This window comes from Devosia sp. SD17-2 (assembly GCF_029201565.1).
Classification (GTDB): Bacteria; Pseudomonadota; Alphaproteobacteria; order Rhizobiales; family Devosiaceae; genus Devosia.
Genome location: NZ_CP104002.1, coordinates 3,129,489 through 3,147,070, shown reverse-complemented (window position 1 = coordinate 3,147,070; position 17,582 = coordinate 3,129,489). Strand labels below are relative to the sequence as shown.

The window sequence follows — 17,582 nt, the reverse complement described above, 5'->3', positions numbered from 1 at the left end:
CCTATCACGGGGAGCCACCGAACCAGTCCCTCCCCCTATCAGGGGGAGGCTAGGAGGGGTGTCCCCCAAGGGTGCAGATTAAACCTTCACCCGCACCATCTGGTAGGAGTAGGGCGGCAGGGTCACGCTGAGTTTATCGCCGCCGATCTTGGCGCCGTCACCCTTGCGCGGCTTGACCTCGTCCTGGTTCTTGGCCGTGTTGGCGGCCTTGAGGTCGGGGTGGGTCATGACCTGGTGGTCGATGATCGACCCCGTGCCAAAGCCCTGCAGGCTCACTTCGGTCTCAAGGCTGTCGGTGGTGTGCCGGTTGACGAGGAAGAAGGTCAGCGTGCCCTCTTCTTCATTGTGCACGCCCGACACGTCGACGAACGGGGTGTCCTTGGCGTGGGTGGTCTCGTAGCCCGGCGAATTGGTCACCAGCTGCAGCGCGGTGCCGCGGCCGTAAACCGACGCGAAGTAGTAGGGGTAGTAGATGGTCTGGGCCCAGGCCGGGCCGCCCTTTTCGGTCATGATCGGAGCGATCACGTTCACCAGCTGGGCGATACAGGCGATCTTCACCACATCCGAGCGTCGGATGAAGGTGTTGAGGATCAGCCCCACCATCAGCACGTCTTCGAAATTGTAGATGTCCTCAAGCAGGCCCGGCGCATGCGGCCAGCCGCTGCCACCATCCAGGATCTCGCGATCCTTCTTGTTGGAATGGTACCAGACGTTCCATTCGTCGAAGGAGATATAGACGTCCTTCTTGGAGCGCTTCTTGTGCTTTACCTGCCGGATCGTCGAGGCAACGGTCTCGATATACCGGTCCAGCTTGTGGCTGAGGCCGAGATAGTTCGGCGTGTCGTCGTCCCGATTGGCGAAGTACATGTGCAGGCTGATATGATCGACGTGATCATATGTGTGCTCCAGTACGATGCGCTCCCAGTCCGGGAAGCTCGGCATTTCCGAATGCGACGAACCGCAGACGATCAGCTCGAGGTTCTTGTCGAACATGCGCATGGCGCGCGCCGTGTTGGCGGCGAGCTTGCCATATTCATCGGCGTCCTTGTGGCCGACCTGCCAGGGGCCGTCCATCTCGTTGCCGAGGCACCACATCTTGACGTTCCACGGTTCCTTGCGGCCGTTCTTGATGCGCAGATCGCTCCAGTAGGAGCCGCCCGGATGGTTCACATATTCAAGGAAATTGCGCGCATCATCGACGCCGCGCGAGCCGAGATTGACGGCCAGCATCATCTCGGTGCCGACGGTGGTGCACCAGTCGGCGAATTCGTGGATGCCGACGGCATTGCTTTCCGACGTGTGCCAGGCCAGGTCCAGGCGGGTCGGGCGCTCCTCACGCGGGCCGATGCCGTCTTCCCAGTTATAGGCGGACACGAAGTTACCCCCGGGGTAGCGAACCACCGGTACATTAAGGTCCTTGACCAGCTTGGCCACGTCGCCGCGCATGCCATCGGCGTCTGCGGTCGGATGGTCCGGCTCGTAGATGCCCTCATAGATGGCGCGGCCCAGATGCTCGAGAAAAGCCCCGTAGACACGATCATCGATTTGCGAGATCGTAAAATCCTTATTTGCGATAACGGACGCCTTCACTGGACCCTCCCATACGTTCCGATATTCTGATTTGTATCAGTAAATCGGTTGTACATGGGAAAGTCGGGCGCGCGCAAGCCGCCCCGAGGCTCTTTTGTATGATTTTTGGCGCAGTCGGGTCCCTACAAAAGTCGTAGTCCGGCCGAAGGCCCCATCGGCGCTGGCGGGCGGTCAGCGTTCGGTCTGCAACCGCAGGATGATGTCCTGGTCGTAATTGCCGAAGCCGCGGCCGAAAATATTGATGCCGCCCGGGTGTTTAGCATCCGGCTTGACCGCAATCCGCAACCGGATCGAGTGGTGATTGGCAAGGTCGAGATCGATCAGCGAGATCGGCGAAATCTTGAGACCGTCGACATAAGTCCCGTCCATCGTCACCCGCCAGCTCTTGAGCTTGCCATACTGGCTGCCCTTCAGCTTCCACCAGCTCGGCGTGTAAACCCCTCGCTTGTCGCCAAAATCTCCCGGGCTGGTCCAGGTGCCGATCTCGGTGCCATTGACCGATAGCGTAATGTCGCTTGGCCAATCAGCAGAGGTGCCCGGCACTTCCGAGCTCAGCTCCATCGAAAACTCCATGGCTTCAATGGTGTTCTGGGCCAGCTTGGCGTTATTGGGGAACTGATATTCGAGATAGCCTTGGGTGAACCAGATGAGGCCCGCCTTCATCCGTTCGGGGTCGAGGAAAGTATTGGGCACGTCCAGTAGGCCGATGATCCCGTCGGCAGAGCAGAGCCCGCAGGGCGCGGAGACTTCGCAGCTGGTATAAAGCCCCAGCGGCATTGCAACCTCGATCGCGTTCGACTTAAGCGGTGCGATGTCTTCCTTGAACATCACCAGCACTTCGTCAAAGGTCGAGTGGCAGATCTTCTGGTTGCCCTTGCGCGCCTTCTGCGTTTCCGTCCGGATCAGCCCTGCGCCTTCGAGAATTTGCAGATTGGTCGAGACAGTCGACTGCGGCAGGGAGAGCTTGTCGGCAATGTCATTCCCGTTAAGCGGGCCCTCGATATGCAGCAGTTTCAGAATGCGCACGCGAATGGGCGAAGCCAGTCCCTTGAGCACTTCGAGGTCTTCTTCTGGGTCGACGACCAGGAAATTGCGGCTCATGACAGATGGCTTCGTTGCGAGTGATAGGGGGTATATTGTCTATCACGAAGTCTGAAGCATTCAACCCTTCGTGAGAACCGATGCCCGCAGAGGCCCGAAAGCGGCGCTTTTTCGTTCAATCCGATCTTGTGATCTGGTCCGGACGCGCGCCCGGACCCCGAAGCGATTGCAAACGGCTAGAGATCGCGCAACAGCCGGGCAGGGCGCACCGATACAGCCCTCAGGATCGTTACGCATCCAAGCAGCGCCGTCATCAGCACGGCGACCGCCAGAACGATGGCAAGTGCCGATCCGTCAATGGAAAACTGCACATTGAGCAGCATCATGCTGGCCAGCCAGCCGAGCCCCAGGCCAAGGCCCAGCGCAGGGATTGCAGCGGCGAGCGACAGGATCAGGAACTGCAGAAAATCGCCGCCCAGCAATTGTTTGCGTGTCGCGCCCAGTACCTTGGTGATCACCGCATCCGCCTGGCGCTGCCGCCGTCCGGCTGCAAGGCTGCCGATCAGCACCAGCAGGCCATTGCCCACGGCAAGACTGCCCACCAGCACCACGGCAAGGGTCAGTTGCGACAGGGCTTCGGTCACCTGCTTGAGCGTATCGCCAATGGCAATGAAGCGAATATCGGGCAGGCTGCTCGCCAGAAGGCGCTCCACCTCGGTCTCGCGCCCCGAAGCCGCCGTCACCGCAGCGAACAGCGTCGAGGGATAATTCTCCAGGACGCCTGGAGAGAAGGTGGCGAGAAAATCAGTGCCGCCCTGCCAGGAATAGTCCCGGAAATTGGACACCTGCGCCTCGAACTTTTCGCCAAAGGCATCGAACGTCAGCGTGTCGCCAATATCGACGTCCAGCCCGTTGCGGAGGCTCTGGTGGAGGGAAACAAGGCCCGGGCCAGCATAATCGGCCGGCCACCAGTCGCCGCGCGTCACTTGCGAGGAGCTCGGCAAAACAGTGCGATAGGTGATCGGCACTTCCCCGCCGAGGAGGAAGCTGGCCTCGGGGCCATCGGTGCGGACCTGCGCGACATCGACGCCGTTCACCGCGCTCAGGGTCGCCCGCAGCATGGGGGTCACCACCAGCTTGGTCATGCCCGATCCGGCCGTTGCCATGGCCTCGAGATCGGCCACTTCGTCATCAAAAAGATCCGAAGCCACAAGGGTCGGTGCATCAAACACAGACGCGCCAAGATACTCCTGCCGCAGATTATTCTGCAGCACGATGATCACCACGAGCATGCTGAGTGCCAGTCCGATGGATACAACCACCGCCATGGTGGCGCTCTTTGAGCCGGTGATTGCCCGGAGCGCCCGCCGCAAGGTCAGGGACGGTACGTCCGGCAGTCGCTTGAACACGAACTGCATCAACTGGATGACAAGCTCAAAGAGAATAGTTGCCAGCGCCGCTGCGCCGATGAACAAGGCCACAAGACCTGCGTCTCCGGTCATCGCAAGGGCGAGGAGGAAGAAGAGGAGTGCCGCGACGGCGAGGGGCAGCGCGCGCCAGGAGAGAAGCACGACACGCCAGTCCACCGGCGGCAGTGCCTGGCGCTGCGAGCGGAAGAGCTCAGCCGGACGGATGGTCTGGGCCTGCAGGAGCGGCAGATAGGCGAAAGCAAGCGCAATGATCACGCCCGCGCTGGCCGCAACCAAAAGGGCGCGCGCGTCGAGCGTCGGAGCCAGGGCAATGCCAACGGCATCGCCAATCGTCGGCAGGATCAGCAGCGCGATCGAGGCGCCGGTGATAATGCCGATGCCGACACCGACGGCGGTCAGCGCCGCAACCTGTACGAAGAAATGGGTGAACACGCGTCCCGTGGTGGCACCGAGACTGCGTAAAACCGCAATGACCCCAGAGCGTTCGCCGACATAGGCGTTCATCCCGCTCCAGACGCTGACGCCCCCGATCAAGAGGGAGCCGAGCCCGACAATGAGCAGGAAGCGCATGAAGAGATCATAGTAGCGCACCATCTCACCGAGACCTTCGCGCGATGTGCGGATGGTCCAGACGCTGCCGCTAAGCTCTTCACTCAGCTGCGCCTTGGCATCGTCCGCTGACTGCCCGTCGAGCAGAATCTTGTAGCGGAACCAGGTGCCGAGGCCGGGGAGGGGAGAGGTTCGGTCCGAGACGGTGGCGAAACCATCAATGGTGACGAGTGCGGGCAGGCCGAGTCGGAAGCCGCGCACCTGATCGTCCGGTATACCGTCAAGCGCCCCGCGCACTTCAAAACTCGTGCCGCCCAGCTCAAAGCTGTCGCCGACAGTAATACCGAGCTGGTCGAGCATCAGCGGCGCGACAAGCGCGCCATGACCGTTTTCGGTTTCGGCCAGAAACGCCTGGATATCGGTGCCCGGCGCGACCTGCGGGCTTCGGATCTGGCCCAGCAGCGGATAGCCCGGGCCGACAACGCTGAGGTCGACAAAGGCGTCATTCTCGCCCGCCTGCGCCCGCAGATTGGAGTCGACGGTCTCGACAACCGCGCCATAGCCGGAGAACAACACCCGGTCTGCGTCGCTGGCCGCGCGGTCGGCGCGCGATAGCTCGATGTCGCCGCCCATCAATTGCGCAGCCTCGCGCAGCATGGCCCGATCAATGACCGCGCCCACTGAGCTCACGCCGGCGATTAGCGCCGTACCGACGGCCATGGTGACAACCAGCAGCACAAAGCGCCGCAGATCGCCGCGCATATCAAGGAGCCCGATACGCAGCTTGGGCCAGATGTTTCCCATCAGCCGGCCACCAGGTTTTCGCTCAGTTCGCCCTGGCTCATGGTCAGCATGCGGTCCGCCCGCGCTGCGAGCAGGGGATCATGGGTGATCATCACCAGCGCCGTGCCGAGGTCGCGGGTGATGCTGAACATGAGGTCGGCAATGGCCTTGCCGGTCTTCTGGTCAAGATTGCCCGTGGGCTCGTCGGCAAGGAGCAGCTTGGGTTCGGCAACGATCGCGCGGGCGAGACCGACGCGCTGCTGTTCGCCACCCGAGAGTGCGGTCGGCCGGTGATCGAGCCGGCTGCCGAGGCCCACGGCCTCTAGCGCCTTGGCCGCGCGCGCACGCACCTCGGCCATGCTCAGGTCCGGCCGGGCGATCTCAAGCGCCAGCCCGACATTGTCGATCGCCGTCAGCGAGGGAATAAGGTGGAAGCTCTGGAACACAATGCCCAGCGTCTTGCGGCGGAAGCGAGCCAGATCGTCTTCGCCCAGCTTGCCAAGGTCGTGGCCGTTGACCGTGATCTTGCCGCCAGCAGCCTGCTCGAGGCCGGCCAGCAACATCAGCAGTGATGTCTTGCCACTGCCCGAGGGCCCGACTATGGCCACCACCTCGGAAGGGGCGACTTCAAGCGAAACCTTGCGCAAGATGTTCAGGGGACGCCCGGCAACATCCAGGGTGTAGTCGACTTCGTGCGCCGAAATCAGTGGCGATCGAGCTTCCCGCAATTCACCCATCCCTTTGAGCTTGTGGTCTTCCCAACGTCCCCGTCGAGTGGTGCCATGCTGTCACGTCTGACAAACTTATGAAGACAGTTTCCTGCGTCCAGACTGGATAATCACCGATTATTTTGTAATTCGGGGGTAGCGTGGCAGTCATTCGCTGTTATGCAACTATTCTGCAGGGCGCGAAGTGCCCTTGGCGCGGCTTGGGAGGTCGACTTTGAAGTTCGCATTGAAAAAAATGATTCTGGTGACGCTTCTCGCTCTGTCGCCTCAGGCGCTGAGCGCAACGGCACAGGCGGGCGAGGCCGAACTGGCGCTGCTCAGCACCTATATCGGCCAGTGGCGCGGCGAAGGCGCCCTTGTCGGAGGCGACAAGCCGGAAGCTTTCCGCTGCCGCCTCAACGTCGCCAAGGGCAATCAGCAGCGCATCAACTATACCGGCCGCTGCACCTTGGTGGACACGACGCTCTCCATTAGCGGTACCATCGCCTATAATGATTCATCGCGGCGCTATGAGGCTGCCATGAGCTCCAACGCCGGTTTTACCGGCATGGCCATCGGCCAGAACCGTGGCAACTCGATCAGCTTCGACCTCAGCGAAAATCAGCGCGACCGCGGCGGCAGCGATGTCCGCATCGGCTCCAACATCGTGCTGTCCAACAACAATATCGTTGTCAATTTCGAGGTCGAATTCAACAATTCCGGCGATGTTCTCACCGCCAAGGTGCCCTTCGCCCGCTGACAGGCTGCGTGTCAGTCACGATCTGAGAATGGCGAGGACATGAAACACGGTCCTCGCCAGAATTTTGAGATCCAGCAGAATCGAGAAATCCCGGACATAGGTGAGGTCGTGCTCAAGACGGGCGATCGCCTCGTCCGTCGTCCGCAGCGTACCATGCAGGCCGTGGCACTGCGCCCAGCCCGTCAGCCCCGGCAGCATGTCGGCGCGCTGGTCATAGCCCGGCGCGAGGCTGGCGTACTGCCGCCCTTCGACCAGCATATCCGCAATATGCGGTCGGGGCCCAACCAGCGACATTTCTCCGCGCAGGATGTTGAGCAGCTGCGGCAACTCGTCGATGCGTGAGCTGCGCAGGAAGCGACCCGAGGGCAGTAGGCGGTTGTCAGCCGGACCAAAGATCGTCCGCCCCGTCGGATCGCAAAAGCGCGTATAGACCGTTCGAAACTTGTAGATCACGAAACGCCTTCCACCGAGCCCGACGCGCTCCTGGCGAAAGATTGGTGAATTGTCGTCAACGACGACGATCCAGACGCCCACCATCAGCAGCAGGGGGCTGAATAGTACCAGACCAAAGGCCGCGCCGATGACGTCCATCGCCCGTTTCACCGCAAGTGTTCGGCGGCGCCTTGGCCTCCAGTTGGCGCCTTCGTGGTCGCGCCCGAGTGCTGACCCCGCCTCGCTGACAGTGACATTCAACGCCTCGAAGGGTGCACTTGCGCCCATGCTCTGCCCAGCCCCAATGTGGTTAATACTAAGTTAATCACTTTGTTTGGGCACTTTCCAGAGTTCTATTTGCGCACCTCCAAATGGTATTGAGTGGCGTTCCTTTCTGGAGGCTGTTATTTACTAAACATTGAATGGAATTGCTGAGGCCTCCATGGATGACCATGAAGTTGATCTCCGAGCTTTTCTGGCTGTTCTTGTAAGGCAGGCGCGCCTTATCGCGCTGGTCGTCGGTGTCTGCCTTATCGTCGGCATCTGGGTTGCGCTACTCTCGCCGACGCAATACTCCGCCACCGCGCTGGTGCGGGTCGATCCGCGACAGGATGATCTCCTCGATCCTCAAACGGCTCGGCCGCTTTCCCTTGCTACCGAAAATGCTCGCATCGACAGCGAGGTGGAGATCATGCGCTCCGCCCCGACCTTCCTGCGGATCATCGACAATGCCGCTATCGACATCGGCACCATCTTTCCTGACCGACCGGGCATTGCCGAGCATGCCCGCGCCTTCATTGGCATGGGTGAACCGTCGGCACCTGCGCTCGGACCGCTTCATCTGCTGGGGCGGCTTGAAGACGCCGTTACGTTTGACCGGCGCGGGTCAACCTACATCATTGCTGCAACGGCGACGACGGATAGCCCGGATGGCGCAGCGCTTCTCGCCAATGCGGTGGTGTCGGCTCATATAGATTTGCAGCGGGAGGCCAAGATGGCGGCCATTGCCGACGCTATCGAGACGCTCTCGCCCCAGCTTGCAATAGTCTCAGCCGCGCTGGCGCTCCGCCGCGAGGCCGTCGATGCCTTTGTCGATGAAAATATCCGCCTTTTCGCCATGCCGTTGGCGAGCGGCCAGCTGTCGGCCGAGGTTGAAGCCCATCTTGCCTCGGTGAGCGCCGCGCGCGATTTGCGGGGGCGCATCACCCATGCGCAAACCGCGCTCGATGAAGGCGATCTCGCTGCTGTTTCCCAGGCGCTCGCGTCCCAGCCCATAGACGACATGGTGATCGAACGCGAAGGAATGCTGGCGCGCTCGGCTCAGCTTCCTCTGGTCGGCCCGGAAATTTCGGCGATCGAGACAGATCTGGTCAATCTCGAAGGACGTCTCCTCGCCGCGGTGCACGCGGAATTGGACCTGTTGAAGGCGCAGCTCCTGCCGCTCGACGCGGAGATCGCTTCGCGGCGGGACGTCGTACTGGACGGGCTGGACGACGGGTCTTTGCCGCCGGCCGTTGAGGAACGCCTCCACATCCTGCAACGCGGCAACGAACTCGCTCGGACCCAGCATGATCAATTGCTGGCCCGGCTCGATGACCTGCAGCTTCGGTCCGAACTGCAACAGGCCGACAGCCGACTTGTCGTTGCTGCGACGCCGCCGCAACAGCCCTCATCCCGCGGCCTGCCGTTCATCCTTTCCGTGTCCGCCTTCCTCGGCGTCGGGCTCGGGGTCGGCGCCGCGCTGTTCCGCGAAAGCTATATGAGCGGCGTCGTCACGCTCGAGCAATTAGCGCTGCTGACGGGCAGGGAGGTTACCACCGCAATCCCCGCGATCACGCCGTCGTGGCAGCGCGACAGTGGCACGTCGTCGAGCATGGCCGATGCCGTGGTCCGCACCCCTCTTTCCAGCTTTTCGGAAAGCCTCCGCCGGCTGCGGCTTGGCCTCGATCTGCGCCTGCCGTCACCCTATTCCGGCAGCGGCGGGGGCAGAGGACGCGTCATTCTCGTGACCTCGGCGGTGGTGGACGAGGGCAAGACGACGACAGCCCTTGCCCTGGCGCGCACCTATGCTCTCTCTGGTCGTCGCGTGCTCATCATCGATGCCGATCTGCGCCGGCCATCGCTCTTTATCCACCTCGACGCGGCCCCCGCGGCTGGACTTGTCGAATATCTCACCGGAAAGCTTCCCCCCGAGCGCTTTCCCACCGCGATCAAGACCGATCCACTCAGCGCTATCTCGGCGGTGGTGAACACCCGCCCCGGCGCCGGCCCCACCGAGCATCTGCTTGTAGGTGAGCTCTTTCGCAATCTGGTGGTCGCGGCCCGCGACACCTTCGACTACATCATCCTCGATACGCCACCGCTGACCGAGGTGGTGGACGCCGCCTATGCCATGCAGTTTGCCGATGCTGTGGTCATGCTCACTCGCTATGCCGCCACGCGACAGCGCGACGTGCTGCGGGCCATGCGCGTGCTCGAGAATACGCGGCCCGATCTTCCGCCCGTCCTGCTCGCTCTGACCCAACACCCGGAAAAGCCGTTCGTGGCCAACGATCGCTATGTCTCGCACTATGTCGTGGTGCAGTAGGGCAAAGGCTCAATCCTTGCCCAGATGCTTGGGCCAGAAGGCCTTGTGCACTTCTGCGGCCTCTTCCTCGAGCTCCGTCGGACCAATGACCGTGACGCTGCGGGCGCCTGTTTCCAGCACAGAGCGTGAGGGCACCGCGAGGCCAATGCCAGCAATTTCACCCAGCCGCTGTTCCGAACAGGCAAAAACTAGATGCCCGATTCCGGACCAGTAGATCGCTCCGGCGCACATGGCGCAGGGTTCGGTGTTGGAATAGAGCGTGCAGTCGGCCAGAAACGCAGGGTCGTAGTGCTGCGCGGCCAGCTTCACGAGGTTCATCTCGGCATGGTTGGTCATGTCGCGGCCTCCGAAAACGCTGTTTTCTGCGCGCAGGATGATCTCTCCGTCCTTCACCAGAACCGCGCCAAACGGCTCGTTTCCATGGTCGACGGCGGACTTCGAGAGTGCAATCGCCTCGCGCAACAGCGCAGTCTGATTATCCATGCTTGAGCTCCCTGATATCCCCGCGTGACATTATCACGCGTCCGTGACCCAACCAAGTGCAGCCGGTCGGGACAATATGGGGGAGGGGCTTGACGTCGTGGGCTGGGGTCAATAGGTCCAAAGGCGTCGTAGGTTCCCCGGCGGCAACTGCCAACGGGGATTAAAAGGGAACACGGTGCGACGTATCCATCAGGACGCAATACCGTGGCTGCCCCCGCAACTGTAGACGGCGAGTTCTTCCGAATAATCCACTGACCCCATGGGGTCGGGAAGGTCGGAAGCGCGTTGACCCGTGAGCCAGGAGACCTGCCATCGACATTCCTTTCAACCCGGCCGGGGTGTGCCGCGGAGAATGATGATGGCGCTTGCAGTCTATTTGAAAAAGCTCGATCTGATTTTGCCCGCATTGCGTCCCGCATTTGCGGAGCAAGTCGATGAGCCTTCCCGCCTTTAGCGCGCGGTTGCAGCAGTTTGCCGGTGCGCGGCGTCCAGTGCGTCCTGCTACCTTGGCGGTAGAGAAGCTGAGCTGGGGCCCCAAGGGCCACCGCAATCTTGTCTCAGACATCTCTTTCGAGGTTGCGCCCGGAACCATGCTGGCTGTCGTCGGCCCCAATGGTGCCGGCAAATCATCGCTCCTGCGCTGTCTTTACCGCTACAATCGCCCAAGTTCGGGTCAGATCCGGATCGACGGCAGGGATATCTGGTCAGTCCCACCCAAAGACTATGCGCGGCGCATTGCCACCGTGCTGCAGGAACCGGCGGTGGATTTTGGTCTCTCCGTGGCCGAAATCGTCGAGCTGGGTCTGACCCCGCATCTGACACGCTTCGGGCGGCCGGACTGGCGCCGCATCAGCGATGTCCTCAGTCTGATGGGCCTTTCCGCCCTCGCATCCCGGGATTTCGCCACCCTGTCCGGCGGCGAAAAACAGCGGGTGATGATCGCCCGTGCCCTGCTGCAGGGGCCGGACCTACTCATCCTCGATGAGCCGACCAATCACCTCGACATCCGCCATCAGCTCGAAGTGCTCGAGTTGTTGTCGCGGCTGGGCATCACCGTCATCGTCTCCCTCCACGATCTGGCGCTGGCGTCGGCCCATGCAGACACTGTCCTCGTGCTCGATCATGGGCATCAGGTGCAGCTGGGCTCCCCGACAGAAGCGCTGACCCCGCAGTCGGTCAACCAGACATTCGCGGTTGGCGTCGCCATCGACACCCATCCGGTCACCGGGCGCCCCCGTTTTTCCTTTCATCTTGATGAGAATACCGAGACCCCATCATGAAATTTGCTTCCGCCCTTATGGCGCCCCTGCTGCTCGCCGCCGGCGCCGCGACCGCATTGGCCTACCCCGTCACCGTCAATAGTTGCGACCGGGAAGTTACCTTCGACGCGCCGCCATCGCGGGCGATCTCCAATGATGTCAACCTCACCGAAATGATGCTGGCCCTTGGCCTGACGGAACGCATGGTCGGTTACACCGGCGTGTCCGAGTGGAAGACCCTCGACGAGACACTGCGCGTTGGTGTTGCCGAACTGCCCGAACTTTCGCCCGACTACCCCACGCGCGAAGTCCTGCTCGGCGCCGATGCCGACTTCTTCTTCGCGGGCTGGAACTATGGCATGCGGGTGGGAGGCGAGGTGACGCCCGAAACCCTGGCGCCGTTTGACATTGCTGTCTATGAGCTGACCGAAAGCTGCATCCATGTCATGGACCGGCCGAAATCCTCGATCGACGATATGTATGTCGACCTGCTCAACCTTGGCCGGATCTTTGGCGTCGAGGACAAGGCTGAGGCCTTGGTCGCTTCCTATCGCGAGGAGCTGGCCGCGTTCGCCACCACATTGCCGACGGGCGACAAGCCCAGCGTCTTCATCTACGACTCTGGCGAGAACAAGCCCTTCACCGCCGGCCGCTATGCCATGCCCACCGCGCTGATCGAAGCGGCTGGTGGCACCAATATCTTGGACGACGTTGAGGCCGGCTGGGTCGAACTCGGCTGGGAAGCCGTCATCGAGCGCAATCCGGACATTGTGGTGATCGTCAATTACGGCGAAGTCACTGCCGAGCAGAAGATCGCCTTCATGAAGGATAATCCGGCCTTCAAGGACATTCCTGCCGTCCAGAACGACCGTTTCGTCGTCCTCGAATATGTCGAGGCCACGCCGGGCCCGCGCAATATCGCGGCTATCGAGCGCCTCGCCACCGCGTTCAACCCAAGCTGAAAGTAGGGCCGGTCCCTAGGGGCCGGTCCGTTTTGCCATGTCCCATCACCATCTCGTTTCCGGTCCCCGGCACGCCATCCTGCATCAGCTCCCCCTCATTCTGGTGGGGCTGGCCGTTCTGCTTGTCGCGACCATGGTCGCGGCTGTCAGTCTTGGCGCCGTCGCAATCCCCCTCGAGACGGTGTGGGGCGTGATCGCCCATCACATCTTCCCCGGCAGCGTCGAGGTCACCTGGTCGCCTGGTCGGGACAATATCGTCTGGGAAGTGCGTCTGCCGCGGGTGATCCTTGGCGCCACCATCGGCGCGAGCCTGGCGCTCGTCGGTGCGGCGCTGCAGGCCATCACCCGCAATCAGCTCGCCGATCCGCACCTGCTCGGCATTTCCTCCGGCGCCGCTCTCGGCGCGGTCGTCGTGCTGCTGCACACCGGCATGTTCCTCGGTCTTGCCACCGTGCCGCTTTTCGCCTTCGCCGGTGCCCTGGTGACCACCGCGCTCGTGGTCTTCGTCGCCAATCTGTCCGACGCCACTGATGCCAGTCGCCTCGTGCTGACCGGCGTCGCCATTTCCTTCGTGGTCACCTCACTCGGCAGCGTCGGTATTTTCCTCGGCGATCCCCGTGCCGCGCACACCGTTATCTTCTGGATGCTCGGCGGCCTGGGGCTCTCACAATGGGGCCAGTTGCCATATCCGCTTTTGGCACTGCTGTTCTGCGGGTGTTACCTTTTCGCGAACGCCAGAAACCTCAATGCGATGACCTTGGGCGATGAGTCCGCCACCACGCTCGGCATCCCGGCCCGCCGTTTCCGCATGGTCGTCTTCGTCGTCTGTGCCCTTCTTACGGGCGCCGCCGTCGCCTTCGCAGGCGTTATCTCATTCGTCGGCCTTATGATTCCGCACATTGTCCGCATGGTCGTAGGTGGCGACTACCGCCGCGTGCTGCCGTTCTCGGCTCTCGTCGGCGCCATCTTCCTTGTCCTTGCCGACATCGCCGCCCGCATCATCATCCCGCCCCAAGACATCCCGATAGGCGTCATAACCGGCCTCGTCGGCGGCATTTTCTTCGTCGCCCTGACCCGAAAACGCAAACCCCGGTAATATTTGCGCAGGGTTACCCTCGGCATCGTGCGGGAGGTTACACTGCAGGTCTGGTTGGACAATGGCGTGGAGGCGACCATGTCGATGCGTTGGCTGATCTACTTTGAGATGGAGCCAAGCGCGCTTGCCACAATGGTCTGACACAATTCGGCAGGGGACTCGAGGAGCCTGTCGACAGTATTACAATCAGACACTAATCTCCCTTCGGTGCGGCAGTCCCTTAGTGCGGGTTGATGCCGCTGGAAGGGGGACACCGTGACATTTCGTATTCTGCAATTGGGGGCAGGCACCCGCGGGCGCATGTGGGGGAAAGTGGCCAAGATGTCGGACAATGTGCTGACGGCCGCAATTGTCGACCCGAGCCAGGCCTCGCTTGATCTCTACAGCGCCGAAAATCCGGAAACGCCGGCCTTCACCGATCTTAGGGCCGCGTTGGCATCAGCCCAGTTTGATGCCGTTATTCTCGTGACGCCGCCGGATGGGCATTTTGAGCAGATGCGCCGCCTGTTTGATGCCGGCCTGCCAATCCTGGCTGAAAAGCCTCTTGCGACCACGCTGGCCGATGCGGCGGCGATCGTTGACATGGCAGATGCCAGTGGCCTGCCGATGAGCGTCGGCCTCAATTTCCGCTATCTGCCCGTCAACCAGACCATGCGCCAATGGCTGACCGGTGAAAAGCTGGGGCAGGTGGGCTTTGGCCAGTTCAACTATCGTACCAACCGCAACGGCAAGCGTCCGGGGATAAATCGCTATCCCCTCGTCATGGAGCATCCGATGATGCTCGAGCAGACGATCCACCACCTCGATCTCATCCGCTTCGTGCATGGTCGCGAGGTCGAGACCATTGCCTGCCGCGAATGGAACCCGCCCTGGAGCATGTATGCCCACGAGGCCAATGTGAATTGTCTCCTCGGCCTCGAAGGCGGTGTTGAGGTGAACTATCACGGCACGTGGTCCGGCGGCTGGAACGTCTACAATTTCGAATGGCGGGTCGATTGTGCGGACGGTATTCTGGTGCAGCGCAAGCTGCATTCCGATCTCGCCTATGCCAATAGCGCCGATCCCGAGCTGATCGATATCGCTACGCCGGACGCCGCTCCCTATTATGACGACAGCGTTGCTCTGTTGGCAGAGTTCATCGCTGCTGTGCGCAATGGGACGCCTGCGCCCTGCGACGGCCGCGACCACCTTCGCTCCCTAAGCCTCTGCTTTGCCGGCATTGAGAGCAGCCAGAATGGTCAGGCCATCAACATGGCTGAATTCTACGAGCGAAACGGTCTGTCCAGACTGCTCGCCTGATCGCTGCTGGAGAGATGAAGAGGGCCGGTGCGAGCCGGCCCTCTCTTTTGGCTGATTGGAAAAGTGTCAGGCGAGAACTTCGCTGATGCGGTGGGTGCCGCCCTTTTCCGATACGGAAACAGCGGTGACCTTGGCGCCGGGGCCCTTGGCCTTGACCAGCCACTCCGCGCGCTTCTTGGTCGGGGACCACTGCGGCAGCCAGTTCGAAAACTCGGCCTTGCGTTCGTTGCGGCCGGCGAGATTGCCCAGAACCTGCTTCTGCGAATTGATGATCACTTCGGCGTTGTCTAGCTCGAGCGCAATCGTCACCGGCTTGGCGACCTTGTTCTCGATCGCCACATCCGAGAGGTTCGTCGGCAGATAGCCGTGGTTGGCGACGACAGCGGACACCTTGTAGAGGTCCGAGCCGAGCGCCTCGACCTCGAACGCGTCGATCTTCACCTGCGGCGCCGCAGCGGCATGGCGGAGGTTGAACATCGTGTTGTTGTGGCAGATTTCTTCCAGCAACTTGCCCGGCGGATTGCGGTAGCTCCAGATATAGACCATGCCGCCGACTTCGACCTCGCCCAGCTGCGGATGATCGAACTTCTCCCAGTCCCGGAAGCCATGCTCGCCGACATTTTCCAGAACCCAGTTGAAGAGCTTCTGCTGGGTCTCGGCATCGCGCGGGCCGAAATTGAGATAGCCCTTCTTCTCGACGCCGGCGGCGGTTTCGATATCCCACAGTTCGGTCGAAAAGCAGATGATGCCCATCTCTTCATAGACCCAGTCCTTGAGGCTGCCGTGGCGCGCCATGGACTTGTTGGGGGTGAAGTCCTCATAGGTCGAGATGGTCGGGTAGCCGGTCAGGCGCGTGCCGACATTGCCCAGATCCTTGTAGAGCGCCAGATCGCGCGGGCTCATGTCGGCGTCGTACTTCATCATCGAAGGACGCAGGATGATGCCGCCATGGGTGTGATAAGCGCACATGCCGCAGATATTGGGGTGGTCCAGCACCAGCCGGCCCATCGCCATGGCTTCCGGCTCGGAGAACGGATATTCGCCTGCGCCATATTCCTGCGGCGACCAGTTGGTTGGGAAGTTGCGGTTCATGTTCCCGTCTTGCTGCTTTTCGATCGGAACATGCACGCCATCGTAATTGCGGATCAGCCCCTCGGGATAGATGCGGAAATACTCGCCGCCCTCCTCGCCAGGCTCGCGCTGCACCATCAGACGCGGATCGGCCTCCGACTTCTTCCATTCGCCGAGAGGGTCAGGCACGCGCATATTGACGATATAGCCATCGCCATTGATGTCCTGCGGGATCAGTCCCTCGATGCGGTCTTCACCCGGCAGGAACCGGCCATTGCCGCACCAGGGGTGATAGGGCTCGAGCAGGGAGAGTTCGGCACCATCGGGATTGATCCGTGGCAGCACGTAAAACACTTGGCTGTCGACAAGCCGGGTGACTTCCTCGTCGGTCCCATAATTGGTCAGCAGATACCAGATGCCATAAAGCGCCGTTGCGCTCGTCGCGTGCTCCTCGGCATGGATCTGCGCGTCGATGTAGAAGCCCGGCTTTTCAAGGCCCGGACCAGTGTCCGGATTGGTAATTTCCATCAGCCAAACATCGCGCCCGCGATGCGACTTTGCGACCGATTTCAACTTGGCCAGCTTGGGATAAGCCGCCGCCAGCGCCTTGAGATGCTCCGTCATCTCTTCATACGTGTAGTAGGTGTCGAACGCGATATCGACCTTGCCCATGGGGTCTTTCCAATCAGCTGAAACAGAACGAGCCAGCGAGGATCTTCCCCCCGCCTTGAATGGAAAGTTTGTAATACATTCAGCAAATATACAATCGGAATTGAAGGCGCACATTTCCAACGCAAATGTGTGCCTGCGCTATCCTAACGACGGCTGACCGAATGGGCATCGAGAGAAGAAAGAATGAAAGTCGCGCTGCTGTCCAAAATCAGCCCGACGGCGACTGGGCCGGATGCATCCCGTTATCGCGACATTCGGCGGCTTTGTCATTCAAGCAGAGGCGCCAGAGAGCCAAGGCAATTAACGCGTTCAAGTCTGGCCAAGAAAGGTCGCGGATCCAGTACGTACAGCAGTCGCGATCTCCATGAGATCCTTTTGATCGCTTTCGCGACTAAGGCCGCCCTAGAAAATTTCCGAATGGGTAGAAAAGCGCTCAGGTCTTCCCATTGCTGCGGTGACCGCTGCTGGAGTGCGAGGCGGGATAGTCCAGCATGGTATCGGTGCGAGCATTCCGAAGTAAGCGGTGTTCTGCGGCCACGTAGGTTCAGGGTCGCGGGAACTGCACGACGTTGTTGCCGCGCATAAAGGCGATGGCTCCCTCGCTTTTCAGTGTGGCCAAGGCAGCATCACGCGCCTCGCTGTCGGTCTGGAACTGATTGTCCCAGACGTGGCTGTCGTTCTGGTGATCCACAACCTCAAGGGTCCAGGTCTCATCCGTTTCGAGCCGATGGATATTGATCAAGAAGGCATAACCATCGACCACTACCCGCTGGCTTTTTCCTGATGTGACCAGGTTGGGGTCGTCTTGATCGTTCATGGGGGCCTCGTTGCTGGTGGTTTTCTGACTATGCCGCCAGAGCC

14 protein-coding genes and 1 riboswitch are annotated in these 17,582 nt (G+C 61.3%); of the genes, 6 read left to right on the top strand and 8 right to left on the bottom strand.

The genetic code is table 11. The features are described 5' to 3' along the window. Positions 1-78: 78 nt before the first annotated feature. The 4 genes from NYQ88_RS15485 to NYQ88_RS15470 form a co-directional block, all read right to left on the bottom strand. Entirely contained in the window at positions 79-1,590 is a 1,512-nt protein-coding gene (locus NYQ88_RS15485) for an alpha-N-arabinofuranosidase (RefSeq protein ID WP_275652010.1), read from the bottom strand. Positions 1,591-1,761: 171 nt separating this feature from the next. After that, entirely contained in the window at positions 1,762-2,691 is a 930-nt protein-coding gene (locus tag NYQ88_RS15480) for a helix-turn-helix domain-containing protein (RefSeq protein WP_275652009.1), read from the bottom strand. Between the two features lie 176 nt (positions 2,692-2,867). Then, positions 2,868-5,414, bottom strand: a complete 2,547-nt coding sequence (locus NYQ88_RS15475; RefSeq protein ID WP_275652008.1) for an FtsX-like permease family protein — start codon at positions 5,412-5,414, stop codon at positions 2,868-2,870. Then, entirely contained in the window at positions 5,414-6,130 is a 717-nt protein-coding gene (locus NYQ88_RS15470) for an ABC transporter ATP-binding protein (protein ID WP_275652007.1), read from the bottom strand. Before NYQ88_RS15470 ends, NYQ88_RS15475 begins: the two co-directional genes overlap by 1 nt. A gap of 226 nt (positions 6,131-6,356) precedes the next feature. Here NYQ88_RS15470 and NYQ88_RS15465 point away from each other — a divergent pair, with 226 nt between their 5' ends. Beyond that, a complete protein-coding gene (locus NYQ88_RS15465) occupies positions 6,357-6,860 on the top strand; it encodes a heme-binding beta-barrel domain-containing protein (RefSeq protein WP_275654934.1) in 504 nt (167 codons plus the stop codon). A gap of 15 nt (positions 6,861-6,875) precedes the next feature. On the opposite strand, the gene NYQ88_RS15460 is transcribed toward NYQ88_RS15465, so the two are convergent. Further along, positions 6,876-7,580, bottom strand: a complete 705-nt coding sequence (locus NYQ88_RS15460) for a sugar transferase (RefSeq protein WP_275652006.1) — start codon at positions 7,578-7,580, stop codon at positions 6,876-6,878. Between the two features lie 154 nt (positions 7,581-7,734). Here NYQ88_RS15460 and NYQ88_RS15455 point away from each other — a divergent pair, with 154 nt between their 5' ends. Next, positions 7,735-9,879, top strand: coding sequence for a tyrosine-protein kinase domain-containing protein (locus NYQ88_RS15455; RefSeq protein ID WP_275652005.1), 2,145 nt, complete (start codon positions 7,735-7,737; stop codon positions 9,877-9,879). A 9-nt stretch (positions 9,880-9,888) separates the two neighbouring features. Here the strand turns inward: NYQ88_RS15455 and NYQ88_RS15450 are convergent, their stop codons facing one another. Beyond that, the gene (locus NYQ88_RS15450) at positions 9,889-10,362 is read right to left on the bottom strand and encodes a nucleoside deaminase (protein ID WP_275652004.1); all 474 of its coding nucleotides are present in this window, start codon (positions 10,360-10,362) and stop codon (positions 9,889-9,891) included. A 113-nt stretch (positions 10,363-10,475) separates the two neighbouring features. Further along, positions 10,476-10,691, top strand: a riboswitch (cobalamin riboswitch). 105 nt (positions 10,692-10,796) lie between these two features. Here NYQ88_RS15450 and NYQ88_RS15445 point away from each other — a divergent pair. The 4 genes from NYQ88_RS15445 (at position 10,797) to NYQ88_RS15430 (ending at position 14,978) form a co-directional block, all read left to right on the top strand. Next, on the top strand, positions 10,797-11,642 hold the full coding sequence (locus tag NYQ88_RS15445; RefSeq protein WP_275652002.1) for an ABC transporter ATP-binding protein: 846 nt from the start codon (positions 10,797-10,799) through the stop codon (positions 11,640-11,642). Continuing rightward, on the top strand, positions 11,639-12,583 hold the full coding sequence (locus NYQ88_RS15440; RefSeq protein WP_275652001.1) for an ABC transporter substrate-binding protein: 945 nt from the start codon (positions 11,639-11,641) through the stop codon (positions 12,581-12,583). The genes NYQ88_RS15445 and NYQ88_RS15440 overlap by 4 nt, the downstream gene beginning before the upstream one ends. Positions 12,584-12,620: 37 nt before the next feature. Continuing rightward, positions 12,621-13,679: an iron ABC transporter permease gene (locus tag NYQ88_RS15435; RefSeq protein ID WP_275652000.1), complete on the top strand. Its 1,059-nt coding sequence runs from the start codon at positions 12,621-12,623 to the stop codon at positions 13,677-13,679. Positions 13,680-13,934: 255 nt separating this feature from the next. After that, positions 13,935-14,978, top strand: a complete 1,044-nt coding sequence (locus NYQ88_RS15430) for a Gfo/Idh/MocA family oxidoreductase (protein ID WP_275651999.1) — start codon at positions 13,935-13,937, stop codon at positions 14,976-14,978. Positions 14,979-15,044: 66 nt separating this feature from the next. Here NYQ88_RS15430 and NYQ88_RS15425 read toward each other — a convergent pair whose 3' ends face one another. Continuing rightward, a complete protein-coding gene (locus NYQ88_RS15425) occupies positions 15,045-16,721 on the bottom strand; it encodes a M14 family metallopeptidase (protein WP_275651998.1) in 1,677 nt (558 codons plus the stop codon). 544 nt (positions 16,722-17,265) lie between these two features. Continuing rightward, on the bottom strand, positions 17,266-17,538 hold the full coding sequence (locus NYQ88_RS15420; protein ID WP_275651997.1) for a hypothetical protein: 273 nt from the start codon (positions 17,536-17,538) through the stop codon (positions 17,266-17,268). Between the last annotated feature and the right edge of the window lie 44 nt (positions 17,539-17,582).